A 25296-nucleotide genomic window follows, 5' to 3' on the forward strand; every position below is an offset into this window, starting at 1 on the left:
GGTTGTGAGATTAAGGCGTTCTAGTTATTAGGGGGACGGAACGTAACTAGGATCGAGACGGCTCCAGCCTGCTATCCCTACTTGTTGTGAAATAGCCGCCGTTTCTTGCAGGCGGGCTTTGCGCTGTTGGGAAGCTTGTTGTTCTGCAATTTGAGCAAGCATCAGATTTGTTTGCTGTGCATCATGGCGTGCTTGCAAACCATCTGTTCTTGTTTGTCCCAGCATTGAGACAATCTGAGCATTCTGGGCAGCAATAACCTTGAGGATGTTCTGAGAAGCATCCATACCTTGTGCTTGGTCAGCCAGAGATTTAGCTTCATCCACAGTTTTCTTGGTAGTTTCAATTTCTTGCGCCGTCCGCTCTTGACCATATTTCCCCAGAACGCTAGCTATCGTTGCTCTGGTTGTTTCTCTTTCGAGTTGTTTGGCTGCTTCTGACGCTCCAACTGTCGTGTTGGTTTCAGCAGCGATGCCTTTAGTTTTTAGCTTTTCTTGGACTTGATCGGACCCCTTTACCGGGTCTGGTAAATCCATCTCGCCAATCGACGAGTTGATAGCAGCTTGAACGTCGCTTTTAACAGAACCCCAAACTTCATCAACTTTTGCATTTAGTTGGCTTTTGGCTTCTTCAAAGTATCCATTGAGTTCGCCCAGTACGTCACTAAAGAAATCGTTGATACTGAACCCATAGCTGGGAGTACTGCATAAAAGAATAATGCTCGCAATACAGCATCCTCCTAAAATTTGGGGAATTCTTTTTGATTTTTTGGGTATTTTCATCATAATTATTTAACCCACTAAAATGTTGAAAATGTTGCTTTTGCGGCGGCGAAGCATTGTTATGCCACCTTATTTAGTTCTTTTTCTAAAATGTTGGAATTAACTTTATTTTTGGCTTTGTCTAATAATTCTGCTGCTTCGCCTGTTAACTCTTCGCCACGAATCATCTTTACGTACACCTCTGAAAAACGTACCATTCCTAACATGGGGTCATCTTTATATTGCTCTAGATACAACGTTCTTAGTTCTTGCTCTTGAGGGTTGTTGGCAACAGCAGCTAAGAGACAGTGTGCGGGATAATATCGGCAGAAAGTGAATTTGCCATTGTCGTCAAGCAACCATTGGGAGTAAATGCCTTCTTTTTTGGGAAAGAACGCTTCTGTACTGTTGCGGGAGATGATTTCGTAGGGATATTTAAATCGAGCAACAAAGGGGTCTACTGCACTGGTTTGAATCCTACCAATAAGTCGAGTTGTCAGGTTAGCGAATATCTTTGGTGCTGATTTACTTTGGAAGATGCTTTCTGGTTCTTGTGCTGATAGGATTACCCGTATCCCAGCTTTCGCTCCGTTAGCGCACAATCTGCCAATCAGGTCGGCGATGGACTCGAATGCAAATAGAATTGGGGCTTCATCCAGAAAGAATATTGAGGCTTTTGATGATAGAGCGCGGCGCAATGCAGCAGCGTAAGCACTCAATGCAAGTACTGCTGCATCAGCTTCACTTGATAGCGATCGCAGTGCGAATACGAGCAATCTGGCGTCAGATCTGAAGCTGGACGGTCTGCTGATTGATTGTCCCACGCGGGAGTTTAACCAGAATTTGATCCGCAATTTGACTTGGTCTAATGCTTCTAAAATTTCTTCACTATTGTTCGCAATTGAGTCTAAGTTTATGTACCCAGGTGAACAATAAGTGAAAAAGTCTTGCAGTGTGGGAGTGTCATTCCACTCTGGTGTTCCCAATCCCTTTTCTATCGCTAACTTATAGCGCATTTTGATGTCATCGTCATTGAAGAAGGTTTCAATAGCTAGTGTTAAAATACTTTCAATATTTGACACCATAGTAGGGCTAACTCCTATTTGGTTAGTTCCCAATACCATTGTTATGAGAGTGGATTTCAGGAACTCTTTGAAATCTGTCATTCTTTCTTTGATTTTTTCTGATTCTAGCCCCCTTAGGTCAGGTAACTCAAATAAATTATTTGACTCTTTTGAAATGTCAAAATATGCACCTTCACTTCCTAAAAAATTGGCATAATCAGTAAAAGTACTGCTTCCATCTGGTTTGGGATAGTCGAGGGCAACAACGGGAATCCCTTTAGCTAGTGCTGGTGTTAAAAGTCCCGCGACTAAAACGGATTTACCTGCTCGGGTGGTCCCGAAGACTGCAAGGTTTTTGTGTTGGTTGTAAAGGTCTAAATGAACTGGTGTACCTCCTTCTTCTGCTATTAATTCAAATCCTTTTTTATCGCCTGTTGCTGTTCGCACCAATGGCATTAATCCAGGAGCTTCACTGCTAAAGTAAGGCAGGCGACGGTTGAATGGTTTCGTCAGTACGTTCTCCCAAACTATAGGACAGCATTGCAGCCAGATTTTCCAAGCATATTCCATTTCTCTAACGACAACGGCAGGGCGCAGGAAACAGCTAGAAATATATCGACAAGCTTCGTCAAGTTTCTGTCTGTTTTTGCGGTGAACTAAAAAAACGACTGCTGTGTTTATAGGGACGCTGCCTTTTAAAATAGTCTCCTGTGCTTTGACTGCTTCTTCAATATTCATGCTGGCTTTGACGTCAACACTATTTTTTTCAGCAGACATGGCTGAAGAGACAATCGATTGTTTGGTAATTCTCTGTAATGCTATTTTTGCAAGTGTTTGATTGGCTTTAGACAACTGGCATATTATCTCTGTATCAGATATTTTTTCTTTAGAAATGACCTCCCATAAATATCTGAGTTGAGCGTATTCATCAACCCATCCAGCAGGTTTTTCTGTAAAATTGAGAACTCCTATATATTTTCCCTGTAGGTTCACCCAAGCCCTATCTAAAATAGGAATTGATTTTTCTTTTTCTAAGAGAAGATGGCGAATATGGAAGTCACTATTTTGAACTTCTCTCAATCCCTCTTCATCTAAAATCAATGGATTGGGAATTTCTGGAGGTGAACTTGTGTTGAATTGTTTCCACAAGACTTCCCAGATGTCCTCTGCCGTTAGGGGTTTAATGTTTAACCCCATCTTGTTGCTGATAATCTGTTCCCACATCTGATATCCTGTAGAAAAGCTATCTCTCAAAAGATTTTCTATTCTTTGATGCCGGAATTCATGAATTTGACCTGTGAATTGATCCCAAACATTTTTCATTTGCAAGATAGCTTTTTCAACAAAGTCGCTAGTTTTTTCATCTTCTGAAGCTGCAACTGTATAAGTACACCAAAGACGAATAAACTTATTTTTACGAATACCGTATTGTGTTATATCTTTGACTCTAAGGCGTTCGGCTCTTATTAAAAGTGTGAGTTGTTCTAAGTCGCAATTATTTTCAATATTTTTGAGTTCCTGCTGTCTGAAATAGTCGTTAGTAAAAGACCCGAAATGAATTGTAAATGTTTCTTTCTCTGGAAGTTCTTTGAGTCCTCCTTCTATTCCAGTAAAAATGGATTGGATTTGCTCGGACGGTAGCGAAGGATGTACTCCTTGGCAATCAAAGCAGAATTTGATTTGAATATCTTCTTTTTTCTGTAAAATCATTGCCCCGATATTTTTTCTGCCAGCCAGTGAAATACTTGTAATGCCTGCTAAATGGGTAATATCTTCAAAAGGAGTAAGAGTTTTAACAACTGCTAACTGACTGGCTTCTATTGATTTTTTACCAATTTTTTCTCTAGGCTTCGCAGTAGATTTAGTCGAAGTCATGATTTTTGATAATTAACTTTTCTAGATTTGTTTAAACTGAATTGCCCGATACATTTGAAATACTAGCGTTGTTGGCGGGTGCTTCTTTTTTTTGGCTTTTCCGGTAATGGTGAATTTATTAAGGAAATGTAAGATTTGTAACCTCTGGTGATGCGGGGAACTCCTACAAACTTGCCCAACCAACTTTTATTAGATGTTAGCGTCCACCAAGTCGCCCAGCCCCACGCGATCGCTATTCCTGTTGCCAACCACGATTGTTGCAGAAATCCTTTGACGACTATGTACATGATGAGAGTGATCGCTGTCCAGGGGAAAACTTGGTCTGCTGGGAAAGGTCCGATTCTTGGTTGTTCTCCCAGAACTCTGTTAACCGTGCGAAATTCTTTCTGTTGTTTGGTCATATTTGTTGATGTGGGAGTGATTCTTAACCACCCCCTATATGCTCGATATTGTCCTATTCAATGTCTTTTTTTAATTAGCCACCAACACCACCTCCACCAGTAACCATACCTGCAATTAGGTCGCCAACGACTACGGTAACTACAAGTATTAAGGGTGTCCTAGCCAACTGCTGCCAGTCTTCATCTTGACGTGCCGCGTTAACGATACGGATGAGAGAAACACCTAAATACATTAAAAAGAGGGCACGTAACACGTTGAAGAAGAGCGCAGTGACCTCTGCGTTAAGACCGGGAATTGCAGTAGTCAACCAAGTTTGTGCTTGGTTCATAAACTGAGCTTCTGCTGGTGCAGTTGCAAAGGACAGGACAAAGATTGTTGCTAGTATCCCAACCAGGCTGCCGAGCAACTTAGTAGACATGCGTTTTTGCACTTTTTCAAAGTTGAAAAGCAGTGCGTTGGTTTCTTTGGGCAGTGCAACGGTAATAGCTGTCAGGAACATGAGGCTGGACATAAAGAGGTTGTGAATGGAGATATCCACGATTAACAGCCCTGCCGCACTTACCATTAACATAGCGATAGAACCTTTTTCTTTTATGCTTTTGCCTCTTTTGGATGCAACTGGATAACCGTATTCTTGCTCATATGTGGAAACGGGGTCTCTATCATATCCGGGTTCGTAATGAGTTCTCATTTTGGTTTATTCTGTAGTGAGACTTTGAAATCAGTTGGTTGCGTAATTTCCTTGAACACTATTTTTACTTAAGTACCCTCGAAATAGCACCTAACAAATTTCTGATTTTTGAAGCTCCAACGTTTCTTATTTTTTGGCTCAAAAATCAGTATTTTTTTAGCAAAGTGTTGTCTTGACAAAATTGCGTTTATGTGATTCATAAAGCTGTGTATCCTTAGCGATGTATTACATGGCTGAGGGTTGCTCCTTTTTGCGAGGAATATGTTAAGACTTTAAAATCTTCTTTAGCATTAATGGCAGTTGCTTATCAAGCTGTTGAAACTCAGAGGTATGTTGCTTGTCCCTCTAGAGATACGGCGTAAGTTGCGGCGGGACGTTATTATTGAGGTATGAGACGGAGGTAGGTGAAAGAGCTAAACCGAAAACCAGATAACTTAGTAGGAGATTGACTTGACTACACCCAATCGCCAGATTGACATGATCTTTGGGTCACTGGAGTCTGCTGGCTTCCCGCGCAGCTTGCAAAGTATGTTGCTGCCAGAGTGGGTCACCCCGGAAGTGCTATCGGATGCTGCCGCGTCATCGGAACTCGCGACAATTCTTGCAAAGCGATTGGGTCTTCGTGCGAGTCCTCTTTTCGCTGCTAGCCCGCGAGTTGAATCGCTTCGGCGACGTGACATAAAGTACAAACGCTCGATTCCGAACTTGTCGAGGAACTTAACAGCCGCGACATCAATTGCTGTTAGCGTTGCCGAATCTATTGCATCGGCAACTCTAGTAGAATTCAAGTCGTTTGTAGGCAGTGCTGATGCTCTCCGCACAGAGGTGCTTGCTTCTTTTCCAGGTAATTGGCTAGGACTGAGGAATTTGTTAATGGCCTGCTGGTCACACGGTGTACCCGTAGTTTATCTGGCAGAGCTTGGCAAAGGTGTGGCGAAAATGGATGGCATGGTGGTTTATACAAACAGTCGGCCAGTCATCATTTTGTCAAAAGTATCGTCGCTTTGGGCATGGCAACTCTTTATCTTGGCCCACGAAGTCGCCCACGTGGCCCTTGGGCATGTGGCTCCCGACGAAATATTGGTCGATGAGAAACTGAGTGAAGATTCCTACGCATCGAAAGATATCGACTTGGACGAGCGTGCGGCAGATATGTTCGCGCTCGAGCTGTTAAACGGTAAACCAAACGCGACTTACACCTCATCAGACAATCAGGTCAACTTTAGAGAGCTAGCAGAGTCGGCATTTCAGTTTGGTAAGGCACACCATATAGATCCTGGGCACATTGTGTTGAATTTTGCGAATCAGTCCGGAAACTGGAAAGTTGGTTATGCTGCGGCCAAGGTTCTGCAGGGTGAGAATCCGCCTGCACCGATGGTCATCAACTCAGCGATGTGGGGCGGCATCGATTCTGAAGTACTACCACCGGACACTGTAGAATTCCTTAGTAGGGTTACTGATTCACACAGCACTGGTTCACATAGTAAGTGAGGTCGTTCGTGGCTCGGCTGATTCTGATTGATAACGATGCCTTACTTAAACTTGCGCGTTACAGCCTGCTTGATGAGTCCTTAGTTGTATTCGGTTGCGTTCCCACCAATGTGCGCGTACTTGCGACCGCGAAATATTCGCTCTTGCCCGCTAAGAATCGGTTGCGTTTCTGTAAAGATGAGCAGAGTGCAGCAAGGCTGGAAGCATTTCTCAGAACCTCTGAGCCGCTGGACGCTGGATTGGCCGACCCGGATCTATTAGATGCGCTGAACGCCGTTCAGAATATCGACGCTGGAGAAGCCCTGCTGCTCGCAGTGGGCGCTACTGTCGGGGACACGCTCGTAATCACAGGTGACAAGCGCTCTCTGATAGCGCTTTGCACTAATGACTCTGTTGCTCAAGTCTCCAATGCGCTGGCCGGTCGCGTGGTGTCGATGGAAGTACTGTTCTTACACTTAGTTGAACAACAAGAACGCTCACGTCCAAGAGTGCGTGAGATCCAAACCGGATGTCGATATAGCACTGAGAATTGTGTTTGGCGTAACCGCTGCCGCCGCTTTCGAGTCAGTGCAAGAGGGGCTCGCTTCGTACATTAGGGACTTGCGTGCTGTGACTGGAACTCTGCTATATGTATCATCCAGTTAATTCTTGAGGAGAACTGCATACGGTTTCTTCACGCGAGCGACAATTTCGATACGCTTTACAACCTGTTGATTCTGTGCAACTGGCGGATCTTGAGACGCGTAAAGAAAGCATCCTTTGTCTACCCGACCAACCAAATACTCGTCAGCCTTACGCCCACGGCTAGGACCGACTCCAACCCGTAATTCGCCCAGATCCAAGTCAAATTCCTCTTTCCACGCCTTAAGGACAATTGAGTTTTGAAGCTCGGCGCAAAAACTCAATTTCGTGGGCTTCCGCCTTTAATTACTGTGATTTTTGCGAAATAAAGTTTATTTCCAACTGAATGCCTGGTTTGATTCCCAGTATCTTTGCACGACCTGCTCTTAGCTCAACAATTCTGTTGACTGGATAAACAGAATCGTAATATGGGCAGTTGTCGATCTTGGCGCAAGGTGGGACATTCTCAACAACTGTTTTCACAGTGTTGTCTTGGATGAACACCATATCTAACGGAATTTTTACGTTTTTCATCCACATTTTCACAGTCTGCGGTTTGCCAATAACAAAGAGCATGCCTCTATTTTGTGGCAAGTAATGTCTTTCTTTTAGCCCTGTGGCTAATTGGTTTGGAGATGAAGCCACTTCTAGTTCTATAGCTTGATTTTGAACCTTCATGATGGCACCTATTGGCAAATTTTGTGGTGAAGGTGGAATGAAGGCGATCGCTATCGGAAAAGCTACAGTTCCTATAGCTGCGATTGGTCCTATTTTGTTAAGTACATAGAGTATTCTTTCTTCTATACTTTTATGGTGGAATGTAGGAAATGACTTTTGTTGTTCATTCATATGGGTGGGATTTTATGAAAAACTGGCACTTGATAAGAATCGTAATTTATTACCAAGCGCCAGTAAAAAACTTAATTGTTGATGAAGATTAACCAAAAATGTCTACGTTGCCAAGTGCGTATATAGAATCATCTGTCTTGGATGAAGGTGATGCTTGGGCATCGGCTTTATTTCGCATTGATTCAACTCGATCGGCTTCTCTTATTGCTAAAGGGTTTATTAGATTGCGTTCTTCCAAGAGAATTGGAATTGACAGTTCTAGTGGTGGTAGTTCTTCTCCACTAAAAGTATCTTCTTCAAACATCTTGCAGAAAGTAGTTGCGGCTGATCTTTCTACTATTGTTTGAATTTCTGCACCAACACAGCGATTTGTTGCTTTAAGCAGGCGTCTCCAATCTTCTTCATTAAATGGGTCACCGCCATTTTGAAAGCGTTTGTCAAACCTAGCAGCATGAAGCTTAAAGATAGTGTGACGCTCGCCATTATTGGGTAAATCCACTTTATAAAGATAGTCGAAACGACCTGCCCTGGTTAGTTCTGGTGGTAACCATTCCATGCGGTTGACGCTGGCAATGACAACGACATCGCTCGTTCTTTCTTGCATCCAAGTCAACAACTGTCCTGCCAATCTTCTGCTCAAGTCATCATCGCCAGCGAAACCTTTGTCAAAGTCGTCAAAATAGATAATCAGATGGTTAATTCTGTCTACCAATCTTAGCAGTCTTTTTAATTTAGCTTCTGCTTCGTTTCCAAAGCTTCTAACGTTTCCCCAGTCTACCACGATCAGGGGAACTCCCATGATTTGAGAGCACACTTTTGCAGAGTGGGATTTACCCGTCCCTGGTGGACCAACTAGCATAATACCTTTGGGAACTCGTAAGTTATATTGTTTAGCTAGGGGAGTCAGTAGCCTTTTGAACTTCTTAAATGATTCTTGCATCAATTCGAGTCCTCCCAATTTTACTTTTGGAGGTAAGACAAAATCAATATCATAAAGTCTGTTAAGAAGTGAAATTTTGTACTCTAAAAGAAATTGGACTAACTTTTCTGAAGCGTCAATTTTTTCTCGATTTTTAATGGAATTTAAGCCTGTAATAATATCAGATATGTACAATCCCATACCAGCTTTGCCAACATTCAACCAATCGACATCATCAAAGCCTTTTGGCAATGTATTGGTATTTTGTAAGGATTCTATAATTTCCTGTATATCTGGCAACTCTTGAACGACCAGCGGTATTTCTGCTGCCATATCACTCGATATTTCGGCAGAGGGACCAAGCAGAATAGCTATTTTACTCGTGTTTTTGTTGTACAGCTTGATATTTAACAATGAGGATTTAATCCATTCTGATAGTAAGAAGAACTCTGTTTCTTTTGCAGCATTTTCTTTAATCCAAGGATAAATGTTTTCAATAATTAGCACTCCTTTTTCGTTATATTCCTTCCAAAAGGAAAGTATATCGAAGTAATCCTCTTTTTTGGTTTTAGTCGCTTTTGGCTGATATCCTTGGAACTCTTTTACAACCAAGTTCTCCGTTTCATCACAGGTGACTTCTTTGGCGCTGTCTTCCCCTAGGTTCCATATGTAGCATTTTTGACCGATTGAGGCACAGAGACGAGTAACATAGAGCAAGAGTCGGTATCGTTCTTGCAGTGGGGATTCGCAGGCGATAAGAGGCGTGCTGTCTTGAATGAGTTCTTTTAGCGTATCGAAAGTTTTGCAGTACATAATAAACAGGGCTTCTTGAGTGGAAGGGAGTTGCAATAAAGTTGTTGGCTCTTGTAATCAGGTTTGGAACAAGCAATTTCAACGAAGGGAGTTGCGTAAATAATACATCTAGATTTTCGTTGATGCCATCTAACGAATTTCTTATCTTTGGACATACGCTTTCTTAAGAATTTTTTCGTATGTATAAACCGCAAAATATAGCAGGTTGTTCGATTGCGGTACTTAAGGGAGAGTGCGAGTATGGAATGAGCATCACGGACAGATGGATTCAGCCTGAAGAACAGACTCAGACTAATCTCATGAATTTTGAGTTGACCAATCCCGTTGATTATTTTTCAACTGAACAACCATGCATTTGGTTCTGAGAAAGAGATAAATCGGGAAAAGAATTAATACAAGCATTTACTACTGTAAAAGTCAGCTTGTTGGCTAGCTCAACAGAATACATTAAATCACTTTTGTAGAATCTCCTTCTAATGGCAAAGAAAACTTCAAGTTCAACCCCTGTTTATCCTATTGTTGTCTTGCCAAAACTTACTGAAGGTAATCTTTCGCCTTCAGTACATCCATCAGGCAGTGGGACTGCTCCTGTTGGAGCATCAGAAGAAAGATTTGGCAATATTTTAAAGCATCATTTCGGCGATTGGGTGAAACCTCAGCAAGAAATGCTGCCTCCCAACCATGAGAGACCTTATACTGCTGACTTCTTGATTGTCGAACCGACGACAGGGTTACATTTTGATATTGAAGTTGACGAACCCAATTCTTTTTCTACTGGTGAACCCACTCATTGTATTGGGGATGACGATTACCGCAACAAGTGTTTTGTAGATGCAGGTTGGGTTGTCATTCGATTTGCAGAAGAACAGGTGTCGAGTCAGCCTGAACGTTGTTGTCGCTTTATAGCTAATGCTATTGCACGATTAACTCTTAATTATTCCTTGCAGTCTAAGTTGGCTCATGTAGAGCCTGTCACAAAAGTAAAACAATGGTCTAAAAGATATGCTGGAGCTTTAATCAAAACCAATTATCGCAATAACTATCTTCCAAAAAATTAGATTTTTATTTTTCGCTCTTTTTTCAAATTTTCTTTGAGGTGCTTATGTTAACAGTAGACATCCAATTGCAAATCCAACATGAGTATGTATGCAAGTCTTTAGCTACATATTATTCTTTTACTTCTTCCATCTCCATTATTTCTCAGCGTCTTTATGGTCGCTTCTCAAGGATATACGGTAAGTTATATCAAATTCTTAAGCATATTAAAGAACTGATTAATCTATATCATGACGATTTTCTTTTAGATTCTAGTGTTGATATAGCCATTTATTTTTTTCAAACTCTTCACGATGCTTCAGAGTTTATGGTTCTTGCTCAAGAACCAAAGCGTAAAAATAAAGGCTTTTTGCTTGAGGAACATCAATACTTAGGACAGTATTTGAGGAGGTTTATGAGAGAATGTGTTATTTTCTCTGAAATTTTTAAGGAGATGTACGGTTCTGACAGCAAAACCTATCAAATGTTTAAGACTCTATTTTATCTGTTTGTAGAATTAAGGGGATTGTTATCTAAATCCTTAGTAAAAACGCTATCTAAGCAAGGAATTGATGACCAAAGTCTTTATTACTATATGTGCAATTTATCTGACAAGCCTGAGGTCTTAGAGCAACAAAGAATATTTATTAAGCCTTTACTTGCTCTTTTTCCTGATCTCAACAAATATATGGAATTCGTTATTGAAGCTACATGTTTGTGCGATTGTCCCTGACCTGTTGGGGAGGCTAAAATCTAACCCGAATCAGATGGCTTTTTCACTTCCATAGGAGCAATTATTTTATTCACTTTTCATCTTGATTGTTTTTGAGGAATTTATGACTATCGATGCAGGCAATACCATACGTACAGCCACAGCTTTGAAAGTTACGCCCAATCCTCTAACTGTTAGAGACTGGGTAGGCTCTGCCGGGGGTGCTCTCGATCGGGATTACTATCGTTTTAGTTTGACTGAACGCAGCAGTTTTAACTTGACATTAGACGGCTTGAGCGCTGACGCCGATGTTCGATTAATCAGAGATGCCAATAACAACGGACGAGTTGACAGTAGTGAGGTTACTGCTAGTTCTATTCGATCTGGCAATTTGTCTGAATCCATCTCGTTCACTTTAGATGCTGGAACCTATTTTATTCAGGTTTTTCCATATACGTCTACTCAAAACACCTACTACAACTTGAGAGTTTCGGCAGATCCAATAATTGGTGTTCCTATAGATTCTGCAGGAAATAGTTTGTCTGGTGCTCGTGACATTACTGTCGATTCTACCTTTAGAACCTATAGTGACTGGGTGGGACCCCAAGATACCAATGACTACTACCGCTTTAGTGTTGCTAACAGTCGTGATTTCAATATGGTCCTTCACAACGTGACACAGAACTTAGGCTTTCAGTTGATTTCGGATAGAAATACCAACGGCATTGTTGACAATGGTGAGGTGCTGGGTGTCGGCGTTCGTGATGCGGATACTATTGAGTTTCCGGGAGCTGACTTAACTGCGGGTACTTATTACGTGCGTGTCTTTTCCAGTGGAACTAATGCCAGCAGCTACGATCTTAGTCTATTCGCGACACCGTTTGGTTCTCCTGCTCCCTAAGTTTTGATTGCTGTTCATTTTTCCCTCTTGATTAAAGTAACTTTCCTCGGTCTTCAGCCGGGGTTTTTTAGTTTAACAGTTAAAATTAGGTAAGAACGAAAGCACGCTAGACAAACGCGAGCAGATCGCAAACGCCTTCCTCAGGAGAAAAGCCGGACTGTCAAAACATCTGTCGCTTTACACGTTCTTGACAAAATTACCTCTATTTTTAAAATTTAAAAAACATTATAAAGGGTTTAAAAAGTTTAAAAAAAAACTTCACTAACTTCAGTTTTTCTACTGAATTTTTGGAATCTGAATGAATTTCTTGAAATTGCACTTGCTCTTCAATCGTTTTGAATTTATAAATAATAATAATGATAATATCTCAAGCTTTCTGGCTATTTACCCAACTGTATCCGCAATATAATACTCATGATCGGATTCAAGTGTCAAACATTTGGAACTGATAAATCGGATAAGCTTTTACAGTTATCCAGTGTAGATTTGCGTGCTAAGAAAGACAAGAACGCTGAAAAATCAGGCATTGATTCATTAGCAGGTATCATTGCTGTCTGTTTGGGCTTGAGGAAAAGAGCACCCGTGCTTGACTCTTCCAGCTCATAAATAAGCGGAAATCTCATATTAAGTCTAACTACTAACACAAAATCATTTCCTACTAGCAAAGGGTTAGTTATGGTTCGTCCTGTCAGCTTTTTCACCAACGGTGCATCCCACAATAATGATAGTTTGCTGCCACAATCTCTCCTAGAAAGTGCATCTTTAGTTGCACCGTTAGATGACAATTCATTTTTACTGGATTGGCAAAAAACGCCTAAGACTCCCAGTGGTGCAGACCTCTTGACCTCCCAATTAGACCGCCAAAAGAAAGCAGACACGACAAGCGACAATACAGAGGATATAACTAACTCCAACACTCAAGCTCTCAATCCCTTCGACCAACCGCTACTATTCAAACAACAGCCATATATTTATCACATTCCATCCCAACGTAAGAAGTTTAAAAGTCATAAGGAAAAAGATATTCTTACGGGTGGTGAGAACGCTAGCCCACTCATCAGCAGTTCGCAAGCGGATACCCTAACAAGTACCAATACCAACCAGCGGTCGAAGTCAACTTCGAGCGCGGGTGCATACGATGAAAGCACGGGTTCCACTTCCTTAAGTTTTGAACCACCAAGGATCACTTCGTTTGCCTTGGTTAACGATACTGCTCCTGGTGGAACTACGAATACTGACAAGATTACCTCTGACCTAACAACCAGAGTGAGTGTCCCCTATCCTGAAGAAATTTATGAGTGGAAAGCAGGTTTTAATAACACTCCTGAAGCCAACTACGTCAATATTTTGCCGTATCTGCAATCAACCGGCGTCACAATCTTTGACCGCACAGCGCTCAATACGATTTATGGCAGTTCCTTACCAGATGGCACACACGTCCTGTATCTCTTAACAAGACGGGACGAAGGAGAATTCGTTTCAGTATCTAAAGAACCTTTTACTTTTACTCAAGACACGACTCCTCCCCCTCAACCAGCATTCAATCTAGATGCGGCGTCTGATTCCGGTACGGTTGGCGACAAGAGAACCAGTTTTAGTACGGTAACGTTAGTCGGTCAAACCGAAGCCAGCGCGAGCGTAAAGTTGGAGCAAACGGGAGCGACAATCACAGCCGATAGCACTGGCAAATTTACCTTCACCAATGTCTCCTTGACAATAGGAGATAATCCCTTCACGGTACGGGCAACCGATAAAGCAGGTAACCAACAAACTTTCTCCACCACAATCAAACGTATTAGCCCACCTACTGCCATTAACTTAACCAGTAACACGGTAGCAGAAAATAGTGCCATTGGAACCGTTATCGGTCAATTGAGCAGCACTGACCCGGATGTAGGAGACAACCACATTTATAGTTTGGTCAACGATGGGGGCAGGCGCTTTAAAATTGTTGGGAATCAATTGCAAGTCGCTAACGATACGTTACTCAATTTTGAAAACCTCAAGCAGCACAGTATTGAAGTTCGCAGTACCGATCTTGATGGGTTAACCAAAAGTCAGATTTTTACCATTAACGTCACTAACGTTAACGAAGCTCCCACTTTTACAAGCAAACCTTCCACATACACGGGTGCTGTGGGTAGCGCCTACTCATACAGCATCACCACCACCGACCAAGATACGGGAGATACTCGCAAAATTACCGCTATTAACCCTCCAAGCTGGCTCAAGTTAGTGGATAACGGCAACGGCACTGCCACCTTAAGCGGCACTCCTACCACCAATGGGATCTTTAATGTTGATTTAAAAGTAGAAGACGTTGGGAAAGCCTCCTCAATTCAATCGTTCCCCATTTCGGTGATTCCCAACATCACCCTGGCAGAAGGAAAGAACTTTGCAACCACGCACACGATTCCCTTCACAATCCCGACCAATCCTTCCCTCATCAGCTTTAACATCAATCCCCAATTCGACACCAAGGATTTAGATTCGATTAAAGATGCTTTTGAGGTGGCTTTAGTCGATGAAGCAGGCAATTCCTTGGTGCATACTGTTTCTAGTGGGAGAGATGCTTTCTTCAACTGGACGGAAGGTGAAGCCGTTGCCTTGGGTGTGGGTACGACTTACAACAGTACAACCCGTACTGTTAGCTTGAACTTAACTGGTACTAAACCTTTGACCAACGCCAAACTGATATTCCGCTTGGTCAACGACGATAAGGATACGACAACAAACGTCAGCATCACGAGTTTTGCCATCAACCCCGCACCAGTTGGCACGTTAAAAGCTGTCCAGAAAGATTTTGATACGCAGGCGTTGCCCAGCACTTCAACAACGCCTAACTTTAACGTGTTGGCAGATGTCTCCAATAGCTTCCTAGCTGAATACCATCGCACGAGCTTTAACGCTGACACCAAGTTATTGCATACAGACATTGCCCTTCGCAACACTGGCAAATACAGCGTTGATGGTCCGTTGCTTGTTGGCGTGACCCACATTAGCGACCCCACTGTAACGCTACACAAACCCGATGGAATTACTCCAGAGGGGATTCCTTACTATGATTTCAGCCAACTGGTTAGTGATGGCAAAGTAGAACCCCTAGAACTGACTAACCAACGTTCCCTAACATTCTACAACCCTCAAGGCAAGCAATTTACTTATGACTTGGTGGTACTGGCGCAGTTAAATCAAAAACCTTCAATTCAAAGCCAACCCGTAACAGAAATTATTGGTGGTCAGCAATACCGCTATGATGTAGATGCCACTGACCCCAATAGCGACGTTTTGACCTACAAACTGCTGTCATCTCCTGTTGGCACCACAATTGACTCAAAAACTGGGCTGATTACCTGGAACACCCTCACTACCAACAAAGGCAACCACACGATATTGGTAGAAGCCAACGACAGTCGTGGTGAAGTGACAACGCAACAGTTCACGCTCTCGGTCATCGATGCACCTCCCAACCGACCCCCTGTTTTTACGAGCACTCCTATAGTCGATGCAGCAATTAATACAAACTACACTTATCAGGCGATCGCCTTTGACGCCGATCGCGACACATTGACCTTTTCACTGGTCAACAAGCCAGAGGGGATGACAGTCAACCCCAGCACGGGAGTGGTGAGTTGGACTCCCAATGGCAATCAATTGGACACTTATGACGTGACCTTAGCTGTAACGGATGGCAAGTCTGGAACAGCACAGCAAGTCTTTAAAGTCAAGACTCAGATGGAGCCGGGTAATCACGCGCCCATCATTATCGGCAACCCGATTACACAATTTGGCATCACAAACACGAATACAGTCAAAAACTCTACTGTCAGTACTATAGTCCGAGATTTTCGGATGTATGGGACTGATGGCGGTCACCCTGACTTTGAAACCTTTACAAGTAGTTATCAAAATATGGTCAGTCAGACCATTGGGTCTGACCGAACACCAGTTTTCATTGGGTCAAATGGATATGGTGCAACCAGCGCTGAAACCTTTAAGCAGTGGTATCGCGATGTCGCGGGGGTAAACTCTAGAATTGATATCCCGATGACGCTGACAGAAACAGCCTCAGGTTCGGGAGTTTGGCAGTATGCGAACGACTTCTTTTTCCCAATAGATAACTTGGGCTTTGGAAACCAAGGTTACTCTAACAACTACGCTTTTACCTTAGAAAGTCACGTCAACTTCACATACAAGGGAGGAGAAGTCTTTAACTTTACTGGCGATGATGATGTCTGGGTATTTATCAACGACAAATTAGTCATCGACTTGGGTGGAATTCATTCTCCAGCATCGGCATCAGTAGCACTAGATACTCTTGGGTTGATTAAAGGTGAAAGTTATACTCTTGACTTATTCTTTGCCGAACGCCATACATATGGTTCGGGCTTCGCAATGCAGACCAGCCTGGATTTTGGTCCTAAATACACTTACAAGCTCAATGTCGCTGATGCAGATAAGGACTCCTTAAAGTACGAACTGATCGAACGACCCTTTGGCATGACTGTCAGTAAGGATGGCGTTATAGAATGGCGACCCAAGCTCAGCCAGCAAGGGATTCATAAAGTTACGGTCAAAGTGACAGATGGACGTGGTGGTGTTACGACTCAAAGTTTTAACTTGAATATAACTCCCAGCAATCCAGGAGAAATTAGAGGCACTGTTTACCGCGACGCCAATGCGAATGGAATTCAAAACACTGGTGAAGTGGCGCAATCCGGTCGCACGGTTTACATCGATGAAAACCAAAATAACTTCCGTGACATTGAAGAAGTTTCTGTTGTTACAGATGCATACGGGAACTACAAGTTTACCAATCTTGCATCCGGCAGCTACAAAATAGGTATAGAACCAAAAGATGGCTGGAATGTCACTGGAGGAATTGGAGCCGTCATCTTGGGTAGCGGGCAAATTCTCTACAATCATATCGGCACTCTTGAAGCGAAAGACAGCAGCCTCAATCAAAATCCTTATTTTACGACTCAACCGACCGTGACTCAGGTTGAAGCAGGCAAAGTTTTCAAATATGAAGCTGCAGCAAAGGACCCAGATAGTGATGGCATAACCTACAACGTTGTTGTCGGGAATCAGCAAGGCATCACGATAGACAAGAGCACTGGCATTGTGAGTTGGCAACCGACTCATGCTTTAATTGGTAGTACTGTGGATGTTGTGCTGCAAGCAAAAGACCCCTACGGTGGTGTTGTGCTGCAGGCATTCCAATTGCAGGTCATTGCAGCTAACACCGCCCCAGTCTTTACATTGACACCCACTCAAGAACTGACAGCAACCGTTAACAATTTCTTCCAATACCAGTTCGCTGCTATCGATGCTCAAGGAGACCCAATTACTTACACCTTGGAAAGCCCTAACGGTGCTACTATCGATTCAAAAACGGGAGTTTTCTCCTGGAAGCCAACCGCGCTCGGTCAAAAGTCGTTTACTGTTGTTGCTAGCGATGGGAAAGGAGGAGTCACAAAGCATCAATTCAGTCTCACTGCCGTCTCCAGCACTTCTAACCAAATTCCTATCATCACCTCCACGCCAAGAAATCGCGTTGCTTTGGGACAATCTTACCTCTACACGGTCAAAGCCAGCGATTCAAACAATGACCCACTGACCTACACCTTGGCAACTGCCCCTGTTGGGATGACCATCGACAGCACGGGCAAAATTTTGTGGACTCCAGATCCCAAAGTCAACCCACTTGGTGCTAACCCAGTTAAGGTTCAGATAGGTGATGGGCGTGGTGGTATCCAAACCCAATCTTTTAGTATTGATGTCGTCAGCACTCCCAACCGCACCAACAATGCACCAACCATCACCTCCATCCCCCCATTAGACGCAACTGTTGGCACAACCTATCGGTACAACTTAACCGCTCTTGACCCCGACAACGACTCCGTGGCATGGAAACTCGATAAAGCTCCAGAGGGAATGTCCATTGACTCAGAACGCGGCATTCTGGTTTGGACGCCAAGACTTGACCAAGTCGGAGAACGCGAGGTAGTGGTACAAGTTGTTGATGCACTTGGCGGTTTCTCCATTCAAGAATTTAGCATCACAACAAGAGGAGTTAACGCACCACCGCAAATTATCTCTACTCCCATCACCCGTGCTGCCATCAATCGACCCTACACTTACAAAGTTGTTGCCACCGACCCAGAAGATGACTTTCTCACTTTCAGTTTGGGCAATAACAAACCAACTGGCATGACCATTGACAGCAACACAGGTGTGATTCAATGGACTCCAGGAGCCGCACAACCCGTCTCTGTTGAAGCGATCGTCACCGATATTTATGGTGCGACCAACAGCCAAACTTTCAGCATAATGGTAGGTACATCACCTATCAACAATGCTCCAAGCATCACTTCCACACCTATTTTTAAAGCGGGAGTTGGCAAACCTTACAGCTATCAAGTCCAAGCGACTGACCCAGATGCAGGCGACACACTGACATACGAACTGATATCCAGACCCAGCACTGAAATGAAAATTAACCCAACAACTGGGTTAATAACTTGGGCGAGTCCATTCTCTACTACCTACGACGTGGTTGTTGGCGTGCGGGATGCTGGTGGAATGGGTGCTGCACAACGCTTTCCCCTGATTTCACGGTCTAATACTGCACCAAATGTGACCTCGACGCCTGTTACTAGTGCAACGCCAAATACTTTGTATGCCTACGATATCAAAGCCACGGATGCAGAGGGAGATAGCTTAAGTTATTCCCTTGACACTGCATCCCTTGACAGGGGCATGAAGATTGATGCATTCGGTCGATTGCGCTGGACTCCCACACTAGGTCAAATCACCACCACCACTCCCCATAAGGTGACGGTTACCGTCAGTGACGATAATGGTGGTAGCAAACTGCACGAGTTTAACATAACTGTTGCTGCCGATACTATCAAACCTCAAGCCACTTTGATTGCCAATACAGACTCTGCTAAAGTTGGGTCAGAAGTCACATTCCTTGCTAAGGCAACAGATAATATCAAAGTTGCTTCCTTGCAACTGTTGGTGAACGGCACAGTTGTCCAACTCGATCCCAACGGCATGGCAAAGGTAAAAATGACCCAAACCGGAAATATTTCTGCCATAGCCAAAGCAACTGACACGGCATTGAATGAGGGACAATCGGCTACATGGAACGTTTTGGTTACCAATCCCAACCCCAACAATCCCCCACCCAACATTAGCCTGAACTTAAGTAACATTCCCAACGGCATCGTGACTGCACCGACTAACATCATCGGTACAGTCAGCGATGATAACCTCATCAATTACATTCTAGAGGTAGCACCACTTGCGGGGGGCGAATTTAAGACAATTGGAAGCGGCACCACGACAGTTAGCAACAACGTTTTGGGGAAATTTGACCCCTCACTGCTGCAAAACGACACTTACCGACTGCGCCTCAGTGCTTATGATGCTTCTGGCAATGGCAGAGTTGTCGAAGAAACAATTGATGTTGCGGGCGAATTGAAACTCGGTAACTTCCGCTTGTCTTTCACTGACCTCACAGTTCCTGTGACTGGCATCCCCATTACTCTAACCCGTACTTACGATACCCTGACCGACAACACCACTGACGACTTTGGCTATGGTTGGAGGATGGAGTTTAGGGATACCGACTTGCGGACTTCGTTGAGACCTCCTAGTGAGGAAGACCAGTTGTTAGGGTATCAAAGCGCATTCAAAGATGGGACTCGTGTGTATATTACCTTGCCAGGAGGCAAGCGTGAGGCGTTTACCTTTAAACCGACTCTAGACCCAATCTTTAAACTCGCGGCGGCGATTGCTAGAAATCCGGATGCGGCTGTTTACCGTCCTGCTTTTGTTGGCGATAAAGGTGTCACTAGTACTTTAACAGTGAAAGATGCCAAAATTCTTCATAAAGCTGGTACGAGTGAGTACGTTGGTTTAAATGGTGGAGTGCCTTATAACCCTGCTGATGTCAACTATGGTGGCATTTATGTGTTGACAACTAAAGAGGGGATTGTTTATGAAATAGATGCCAATACGGGCGATTTGTTGACAGTTACGGATACCAATGGTAATAAACTGACCTATACGGATGGGGGGATTTATAGCTCCACTGGCAAGCAAATTACCTTCGAGAGGGATGCACAGGGGCGGATTGCGTCAGTTAAAGATCCGATGGGCTACCTCATCAAGTATGACTATGATGCCAAAGGAGATTTGATTGCTGTTACTGACAGGGAGAACAATACAACTCGTTTCGAGTACGGCAGCAAAAAGCAACATTATCTCGATAATATCATTGATCCCCTTGGCAGGACTGGAGTTCGCAATAATTACAACGAACTCACAGGTCGCTTGAAGTCCATGGTGGATGTTAATGGCAAGCAAGTGGAGATAACATACGAATCCGATAATTCCAAGCAGACGGTACTGGATCAATTAGGTAATCCCACAACATACGTATATGATACACGGGGCAACATCGTTACTGAAATCGATGCGCTTGGTAAGATGGTCAATCGCAAATACAATGATGACAATTATGCTTACGAAGAAACAGTCATCTCAGATCGTTCTAGTGCGAATGGCTTTACCACCAAATCTACCTATGACAATCAAGGTAACAAGCTCACTGAAGAAGATTCATTAGGTAATATCACTCGTTATACCTATGGTGCTAACAGTCGATTATTGACCCAAACCGATCCCTTGGGTCGCACAACTACTAATACCTACAGTAAGAGTGGCAATCTGCTCTCAACTACCGATGCAACTGGTAAAATCACAACCTACAGCTATGACTTAAAAGGTCAGCTTCTCTCGGTTACAGATGCACTTCAACAAACGACTCGGTTTACGTATGACTTGAGTGGAAATGTTGAAACTGTAACTGATGCACTCAATAAGGTCACCGCCTACACCTACAACGTCAACGGAGACAAACTCACTGAAACCAGGACAAGGACAACACCGACTGGCGTGCAAACACTGCTAACTCAGTGGACGTATGATAAAGAGGGACACCTCAGAACAATGACCGATGCCGAAAACCGGACTACGACCTACGAGTACGATAAGCAGGGTCGGCAAACTGCGGTTATTGATGCGCTCGCTCGAAGGACAGAGTATGTCTACAACGAGAAAGGCGAGCTAGTTGAGACAATTTATCCCGACAACACGAGCACCACACTTGACGACAATCCACGCATAAAGACCAAGTACGACGCTGCGGGTCGCCAAATTGAAACTATCGACCAATTGGGGCGGGTAACGAGGTATATTTATGACAAAGTCGGTCGTTTGCGTTTTACGGTTTATCCAGATAAGACACCAGATGACCAGAATCTTTCACCAGAACTATGGGACAATCCTAAAACTGAAACCATTTACTACACTGATGGGTTAGTGAAAGCGCAAATTGATGAGCGTGGCAATCGTACTGAGTTTCGTTACGATGCAGTCGGTCAGCAAACTGAAATTATCTACGCGGATGACACCCCTGCAAACCTACTTGACAATCCCAAAACAATTTATAAGTACGATAAAGCGGGTCAGCAAATAGCGGTCACTGATGCTCTTAACCATACCACCGCCTTTGTCTACGACGATCTCGGACGACTAAAAGAAACTCGTTTCCACGACAAGAGTTACACAACTCAGGAGTATGATGCATTAGGTCGGCGTATCGCGACTATTGACCAAAACAGGAAGCCCACAGAGTATCGCTACGATGCGCTGGGTCGTCTAACTGGGGTGAAAAATGCTCTGGGAGATTGGACTGAGTACGGCTACGATGAGGTCGGTAACTTAATATGGATGGAGGATGCTCTCGATCGCCGCACCAACTACGAATACGATAAGCTTGGTCGGCGCACGGCAGTCATTGAGCCAATGGGTCAACGCTCTGACACGACCTATGATGCGGTAGGCAATCTCAAGACTTATACTGACTTCAATCGCCGTACCATTACCTACGATTACGACCCCCAAAATCGCATGACCTCAAAGCTGTTTGGGGATGGCTCAAAGGTCACTTACACCTACACAAACACCGGGCTACAGGACGTTGTTAAGTTCATAAATGCGAGTAGCGTGACAACGGCGACCTATGACAGTGATTACGATGAGCGCTCGCGCCTCATACAGCGCACTGACACCATGAGTGGAGTGAGCCGAAGCATCAGCTACACCTACGATGCTGCAAGCAATCGCACATCAGTTACCACACCGAGTGGTACGGTGAACTACACCTTTGATAAGCGCAACCGCCTCGATCGAGTGATTGAGAACAACATCGTCACAGCAGACTACGACTACGATGGAGTGAGCAATCTAGTTCTGACAAAATTTGCCAACGGGACACAAGAAATTCGCCACTACGACGATCTCAATCGCCTGGAGTCCCTGGAAAACAAAAAAGCTAGTGGTGATATAATTTCCAGCTACACCTATACCTTAGATGCGGGTGGCAATCGTACTAAAGTTGTGGAACATAATGGGCGTACTGTTGAGTATACTTATGACGATCTGTATCGGTTGACCCAAGAAAAAATTACCGATACAGTCAACGGGAATCGCATCAAAGACTACACCTACGATAAAGTTGGTAACCGCAAGACACTCAAGGAAGCCGTGAATGGTGTGACAACGGTTACAGAGTACAACTACGATAACAATGACCGCTTACAGAACGAGAAGGTTAACCAGGTAGTTGTCGCCAGTTATACCTATGACAACAATGGCAATACCTTAATGAAGACCGAAAATGGTATGACTTCCACATATACCTGGGATTACGAAAATCGTCTGGGTGCCGCAACGCTTAAGAATTCATCAGGTATCGTGCTTCAATCAATGCAGTATCGATACAACGACAATGGCATTCGGGTTGCATCGGTGGTGAACAATCAAGAAACACGTTATCTGATTGATACTGTTCAGCCCTACGGTCAAGTGTTAGAAGAGTATTCCCCCAATGGCGCGGTGCAAGTGTCCTATACTTACGGCAATGACTTGATTTCCCAGAAACAGGGTATCAAGAGCACCTTCTACCATGTTGATGGATTGGGCAGCACGCGAGCGCTCACTGACGCAAGTGGTAGCGTTGTAAACACCTACAACTATGAGGCATACGGGGAACTGCTGAACTCTACTGGCAGTGTTAGTAATAAGTATATGTTTGCTGGGGAACAGTATGACTCCAATTTAGGTGATTACTATCTAAGACAACGCTATTACGACACTGAAACTGGGCGGTTTACTAGAAGAGACGATTATGAGGGTAGGTTGGGAGAGCCACAGACACTGCACAAATATGTGTACGCTCACGATAATCCCGTTAACGGGATTGACCCGACAGGATTATTTACTTTGTTAGAATTGGGTCGTGATTTGTCAATAGTTGGCATTCTTGCGTCAATCCCAACTTATACGCCTGGAATTATTACTGGATCTTCGACTCGGGATAGTCAGTCGAGTGATGATGTTATCGTTTATGTTGGTGCTGGGAGTTCTAATTATGCTCTCGGTCATGCCTTTATAGAAGTCGATGGCATTGTCTACACTTTCCCAGGAGGAAGGTATACTGGTGCAGATAGGAATCACTATATGCACGAGCAGCAGGAGGAATATGATAAGTTGTATCGCCACTCCGTTAATTACACTCCTGCCGAAAAGAAGTTGCTGAAACTTACTCTGGAAACAAAATTGGATACAACTTATAAGAGATCTGGAAAATTAAGAGATGGGGGGTCAGGGGATTACGTTACGGGAATACCCTATTACGATTCCTACGCAAATAATTGTACAACGTTTGTTACAGAGAGTTTACCAAGTAAGGGGTCTTTGTTTAACATTGTGAAAGCGCAATATTATCCCTTTGGCTTGAGTTGGGCTCTTGACACGATTCAAGTACTCTCTCGGGGTAGCGGTGTGAAAAAACTCACCTCTATTTAACAACTGATTTAATGTTAAAACGTCTGCTACAGAAGTTCGTAATTTGTGGTTCGTGCCTTGCTATCTTTATGGGCTTATTTTGCTTGTGGCATTGGCAATCTTTACAAGTGGATTATGTTCAACTGGAAAAACTGCTTTCAAACGGTAAGTGGATGGAAGCAGACCAGGAAACAAGTAGGATTATGTCCAAGCTCACAAGCAAAGCTGTAGACGAGCGCTCGTTTTTCGGCTCTTCTGCAATAGATCCTTTTGGAGGGAGAAAATATAGTGTGGCTTTTTCAGGGCTTTATTCTTGTAGCGAACTGCAAAAAATAGATAAGCTTTGGTCAAAATACAGTCAAGGAAACTTCGGCTTTATGGTGCAAAGTGAAATTGCTAGATCTATGACACCGGATTTGTTGGCAATCCCCTCTAGTGAATCGTACCAATTTGCCAGACAATTTGACAAACAAGTTGGCTGGACGGATAAGAAATACCTCCGGACTCCCGATTGGTATCGGGAGATTCAAAATCCCGAAAAAGCAAGAGGTTCTTTGCCATCAAAAATTTGGCTGCTCGATATTAAGCAAAATCTCAAACCGTTAGCGACTGACAGTTTGATTTTGACTGTAGAACGTTTTAGTAAATGTCAAAATTCTGAGTCAGTTAAAAATTTTAGGTAAGGATTCTATAGCGTCCGTACCTTATCCCGATGAAATTTTACAAACAGGTTCTCTTTTCCTTTGTCTTAGACTAAGATGTCTAATCTGGGCACTGGACTATTTTAACGAAGCACTGAATTTCATTTCCCCCATAAGTTCTTCATTTATATTTTGGGTTGCGGTCCAGAAGCAACTATCGGTTGGTTGTTGGTAGGCGCTTGTCAGCATCAAAACTTTTGTCTCAGTCACAACTTAAAAAGAAAGTCTGCCCTAGAAGCATGATTGTGGAGTTTTTCTTCTTCAAAGAGAATGTCACATAGTCATTATAAGAAGAAGAGCGAAACACTTTTAAAAAAAAACACACACATATTTACTATGATGTCAATGCACCCTCTAACTTTACACGTTCTTCACAAAATCCCCTACCATTTATGAGAAGAATTTAAAAACCTTCTCAACAACTTCAGCCTTTCTACTGAATTTTTCTCATCCGGACACTTGTCAGTAAAATTTCGCTGTTTTTTATCCATTGAGCCATTTAATAATAGGAATAAGAATTGAATCGGCTCGAAGTTTT

General features: G+C 43.4%; 16 protein-coding genes. 8 read left to right on the forward strand and 8 right to left on the reverse strand.

The window, feature by feature from the left end; translation table 11 throughout:
- Positions 1-27: 27 nt before the first annotated feature.
- From WA1_RS49115 to WA1_RS61140, 5 genes are all read right to left on the reverse strand, one after another.
- Positions 28-780, reverse strand: a complete 753-nt coding sequence (locus WA1_RS49115) for a hypothetical protein (RefSeq protein ID WP_017741173.1) — start codon at positions 778-780, stop codon at positions 28-30.
- A 59-nt stretch (positions 781-839) separates the two neighbouring features.
- A complete protein-coding gene (locus WA1_RS49120) occupies positions 840-3698 on the reverse strand; it encodes a hypothetical protein (protein ID WP_017741174.1) in 2859 nt (952 codons plus the stop codon).
- Between the two features lie 62 nt (positions 3699-3760).
- Positions 3761-4099, reverse strand: coding sequence for a hypothetical protein (locus WA1_RS49125; RefSeq protein WP_017741175.1), 339 nt, complete (start codon positions 4097-4099; stop codon positions 3761-3763).
- A 74-nt stretch (positions 4100-4173) separates the two neighbouring features.
- Positions 4174-4791, reverse strand: coding sequence for a hypothetical protein (locus tag WA1_RS49130; RefSeq protein WP_017741176.1), 618 nt, complete (start codon positions 4789-4791; stop codon positions 4174-4176).
- Positions 4792-5225: 434 nt separating this feature from the next.
- Positions 5226-5612: a hypothetical protein gene (locus WA1_RS61140; RefSeq protein WP_272819480.1), complete on the reverse strand. Its 387-nt coding sequence runs from the start codon at positions 5610-5612 to the stop codon at positions 5226-5228.
- Positions 5613-5664: 52 nt separating this feature from the next.
- On the opposite strand from WA1_RS61140, the gene WA1_RS61145 reads away from it, so the two are divergent.
- Positions 5665-6282, forward strand: coding sequence for an ImmA/IrrE family metallo-endopeptidase (locus tag WA1_RS61145; RefSeq protein WP_272819481.1), 618 nt, complete (start codon positions 5665-5667; stop codon positions 6280-6282).
- Between the two features lie 8 nt (positions 6283-6290).
- Positions 6291-6878: a hypothetical protein gene (locus tag WA1_RS49140; RefSeq protein WP_272819482.1), complete on the forward strand. Its 588-nt coding sequence runs from the start codon at positions 6291-6293 to the stop codon at positions 6876-6878.
- A gap of 45 nt (positions 6879-6923) precedes the next feature.
- On the opposite strand, the gene WA1_RS49145 is transcribed toward WA1_RS49140, so the two are convergent.
- The 3 genes from WA1_RS49145 to WA1_RS49155 form a co-directional block, all read right to left on the reverse strand.
- Positions 6924-7187 carry a hypothetical protein gene (locus WA1_RS49145; RefSeq protein WP_017741178.1) on the reverse strand — a complete coding sequence of 88 codons (264 nt, stop codon included), beginning with the start codon at positions 7185-7187 and terminating at the stop codon, positions 6924-6926.
- A gap of 22 nt (positions 7188-7209) precedes the next feature.
- Positions 7210-7752: a DUF192 domain-containing protein gene (locus tag WA1_RS49150; protein ID WP_017741179.1), complete on the reverse strand. Its 543-nt coding sequence runs from the start codon at positions 7750-7752 to the stop codon at positions 7210-7212.
- An 88-nt stretch (positions 7753-7840) separates the two neighbouring features.
- Positions 7841-9484: an ATP-binding protein gene (locus WA1_RS49155; protein WP_017741180.1), complete on the reverse strand. Its 1644-nt coding sequence runs from the start codon at positions 9482-9484 to the stop codon at positions 7841-7843.
- A gap of 476 nt (positions 9485-9960) precedes the next feature.
- Between WA1_RS49155 and WA1_RS49160 the strand changes: the two genes are divergently transcribed.
- From WA1_RS49160 to WA1_RS49185, 6 genes are all read left to right on the forward strand, one after another.
- Positions 9961-10542 carry a PDDEXK family nuclease gene (locus WA1_RS49160; protein ID WP_017741182.1) on the forward strand — a complete coding sequence of 194 codons (582 nt, stop codon included), beginning with the start codon at positions 9961-9963 and terminating at the stop codon, positions 10540-10542.
- A gap of 44 nt (positions 10543-10586) precedes the next feature.
- Positions 10587-11252, forward strand: a complete 666-nt coding sequence (locus tag WA1_RS49165) for a hypothetical protein (protein ID WP_017741183.1) — start codon at positions 10587-10589, stop codon at positions 11250-11252.
- A 103-nt stretch (positions 11253-11355) separates the two neighbouring features.
- Complete coding sequence (locus WA1_RS49170) at positions 11356-12132, forward strand: PPC domain-containing protein (protein WP_017741184.1); 777 nt, start codon at positions 11356-11358, stop codon at positions 12130-12132.
- 414 nt (positions 12133-12546) lie between these two features.
- Positions 12547-12738 (forward strand): hypothetical protein, encoded by a 192-nt coding sequence (locus tag WA1_RS49175; protein WP_017741185.1) that lies wholly within the window; start codon positions 12547-12549, stop codon positions 12736-12738.
- Positions 12739-12807: 69 nt separating this feature from the next.
- The gene (locus WA1_RS57895) at positions 12808-24078 is read left to right on the forward strand and encodes a putative Ig domain-containing protein (protein ID WP_017741186.1); all 11271 of its coding nucleotides are present in this window, start codon (positions 12808-12810) and stop codon (positions 24076-24078) included.
- Between the two features lie 11 nt (positions 24079-24089).
- Entirely contained in the window at positions 24090-24740 is a 651-nt protein-coding gene (locus WA1_RS49185) for a GUN4 domain-containing protein (RefSeq protein ID WP_081403182.1), read from the forward strand.
- The last annotated feature ends 556 nt before the right edge of the window (positions 24741-25296 follow it).

Source organism: Scytonema hofmannii PCC 7110 (genome assembly GCF_000346485.2).
GTDB lineage: Bacteria > Cyanobacteriota > Cyanobacteriia > Cyanobacteriales > Nostocaceae > Scytonema > Scytonema hofmannii.

Excerpts from the sequence above, each read along its gene's own strand:
- WA1_RS49115 (WP_017741173.1), bottom strand. The coding sequence starts at position 780 with ATGAAAATACCCAAAAAATCAAAAAGAATTCCCCAAATTTTAGGAGGA.
- WA1_RS49120 (WP_017741174.1), bottom strand. The coding sequence starts at position 3,698 with ATGACTTCGACTAAATCTACTGCGAAGCCTAGAGAAAAAATTGGTAAA.
- WA1_RS49125 (WP_017741175.1), bottom strand. The coding sequence starts at position 4,099 with ATGACCAAACAACAGAAAGAATTTCGCACGGTTAACAGAGTTCTGGGA.
- WA1_RS49130 (WP_017741176.1), bottom strand. The coding sequence starts at position 4,791 with ATGAGAACTCATTACGAACCCGGATATGATAGAGACCCCGTTTCCACA.
- WA1_RS61145 (WP_272819481.1), top strand. The coding sequence starts at position 5,665 with ATGGCCTGCTGGTCACACGGTGTACCCGTAGTTTATCTGGCAGAGCTT.
- WA1_RS49150 (WP_017741179.1), bottom strand. The coding sequence starts at position 7,752 with ATGAATGAACAACAAAAGTCATTTCCTACATTCCACCATAAAAGTATA.
- WA1_RS49155 (WP_017741180.1), bottom strand. The coding sequence starts at position 9,484 with ATGTACTGCAAAACTTTCGATACGCTAAAAGAACTCATTCAAGACAGC.
- WA1_RS49160 (WP_017741182.1), top strand. The coding sequence starts at position 9,961 with ATGGCAAAGAAAACTTCAAGTTCAACCCCTGTTTATCCTATTGTTGTC.
- WA1_RS49165 (WP_017741183.1), top strand. The coding sequence starts at position 10,587 with ATGTTAACAGTAGACATCCAATTGCAAATCCAACATGAGTATGTATGC.
- WA1_RS49170 (WP_017741184.1), top strand. The coding sequence starts at position 11,356 with ATGACTATCGATGCAGGCAATACCATACGTACAGCCACAGCTTTGAAA.
- WA1_RS49175 (WP_017741185.1), top strand. The coding sequence starts at position 12,547 with ATGATCGGATTCAAGTGTCAAACATTTGGAACTGATAAATCGGATAAG.
- WA1_RS57895 (WP_017741186.1), top strand. The coding sequence starts at position 12,808 with ATGGTTCGTCCTGTCAGCTTTTTCACCAACGGTGCATCCCACAATAAT.
- WA1_RS49185 (WP_081403182.1), top strand. The coding sequence starts at position 24,090 with ATGTTAAAACGTCTGCTACAGAAGTTCGTAATTTGTGGTTCGTGCCTT.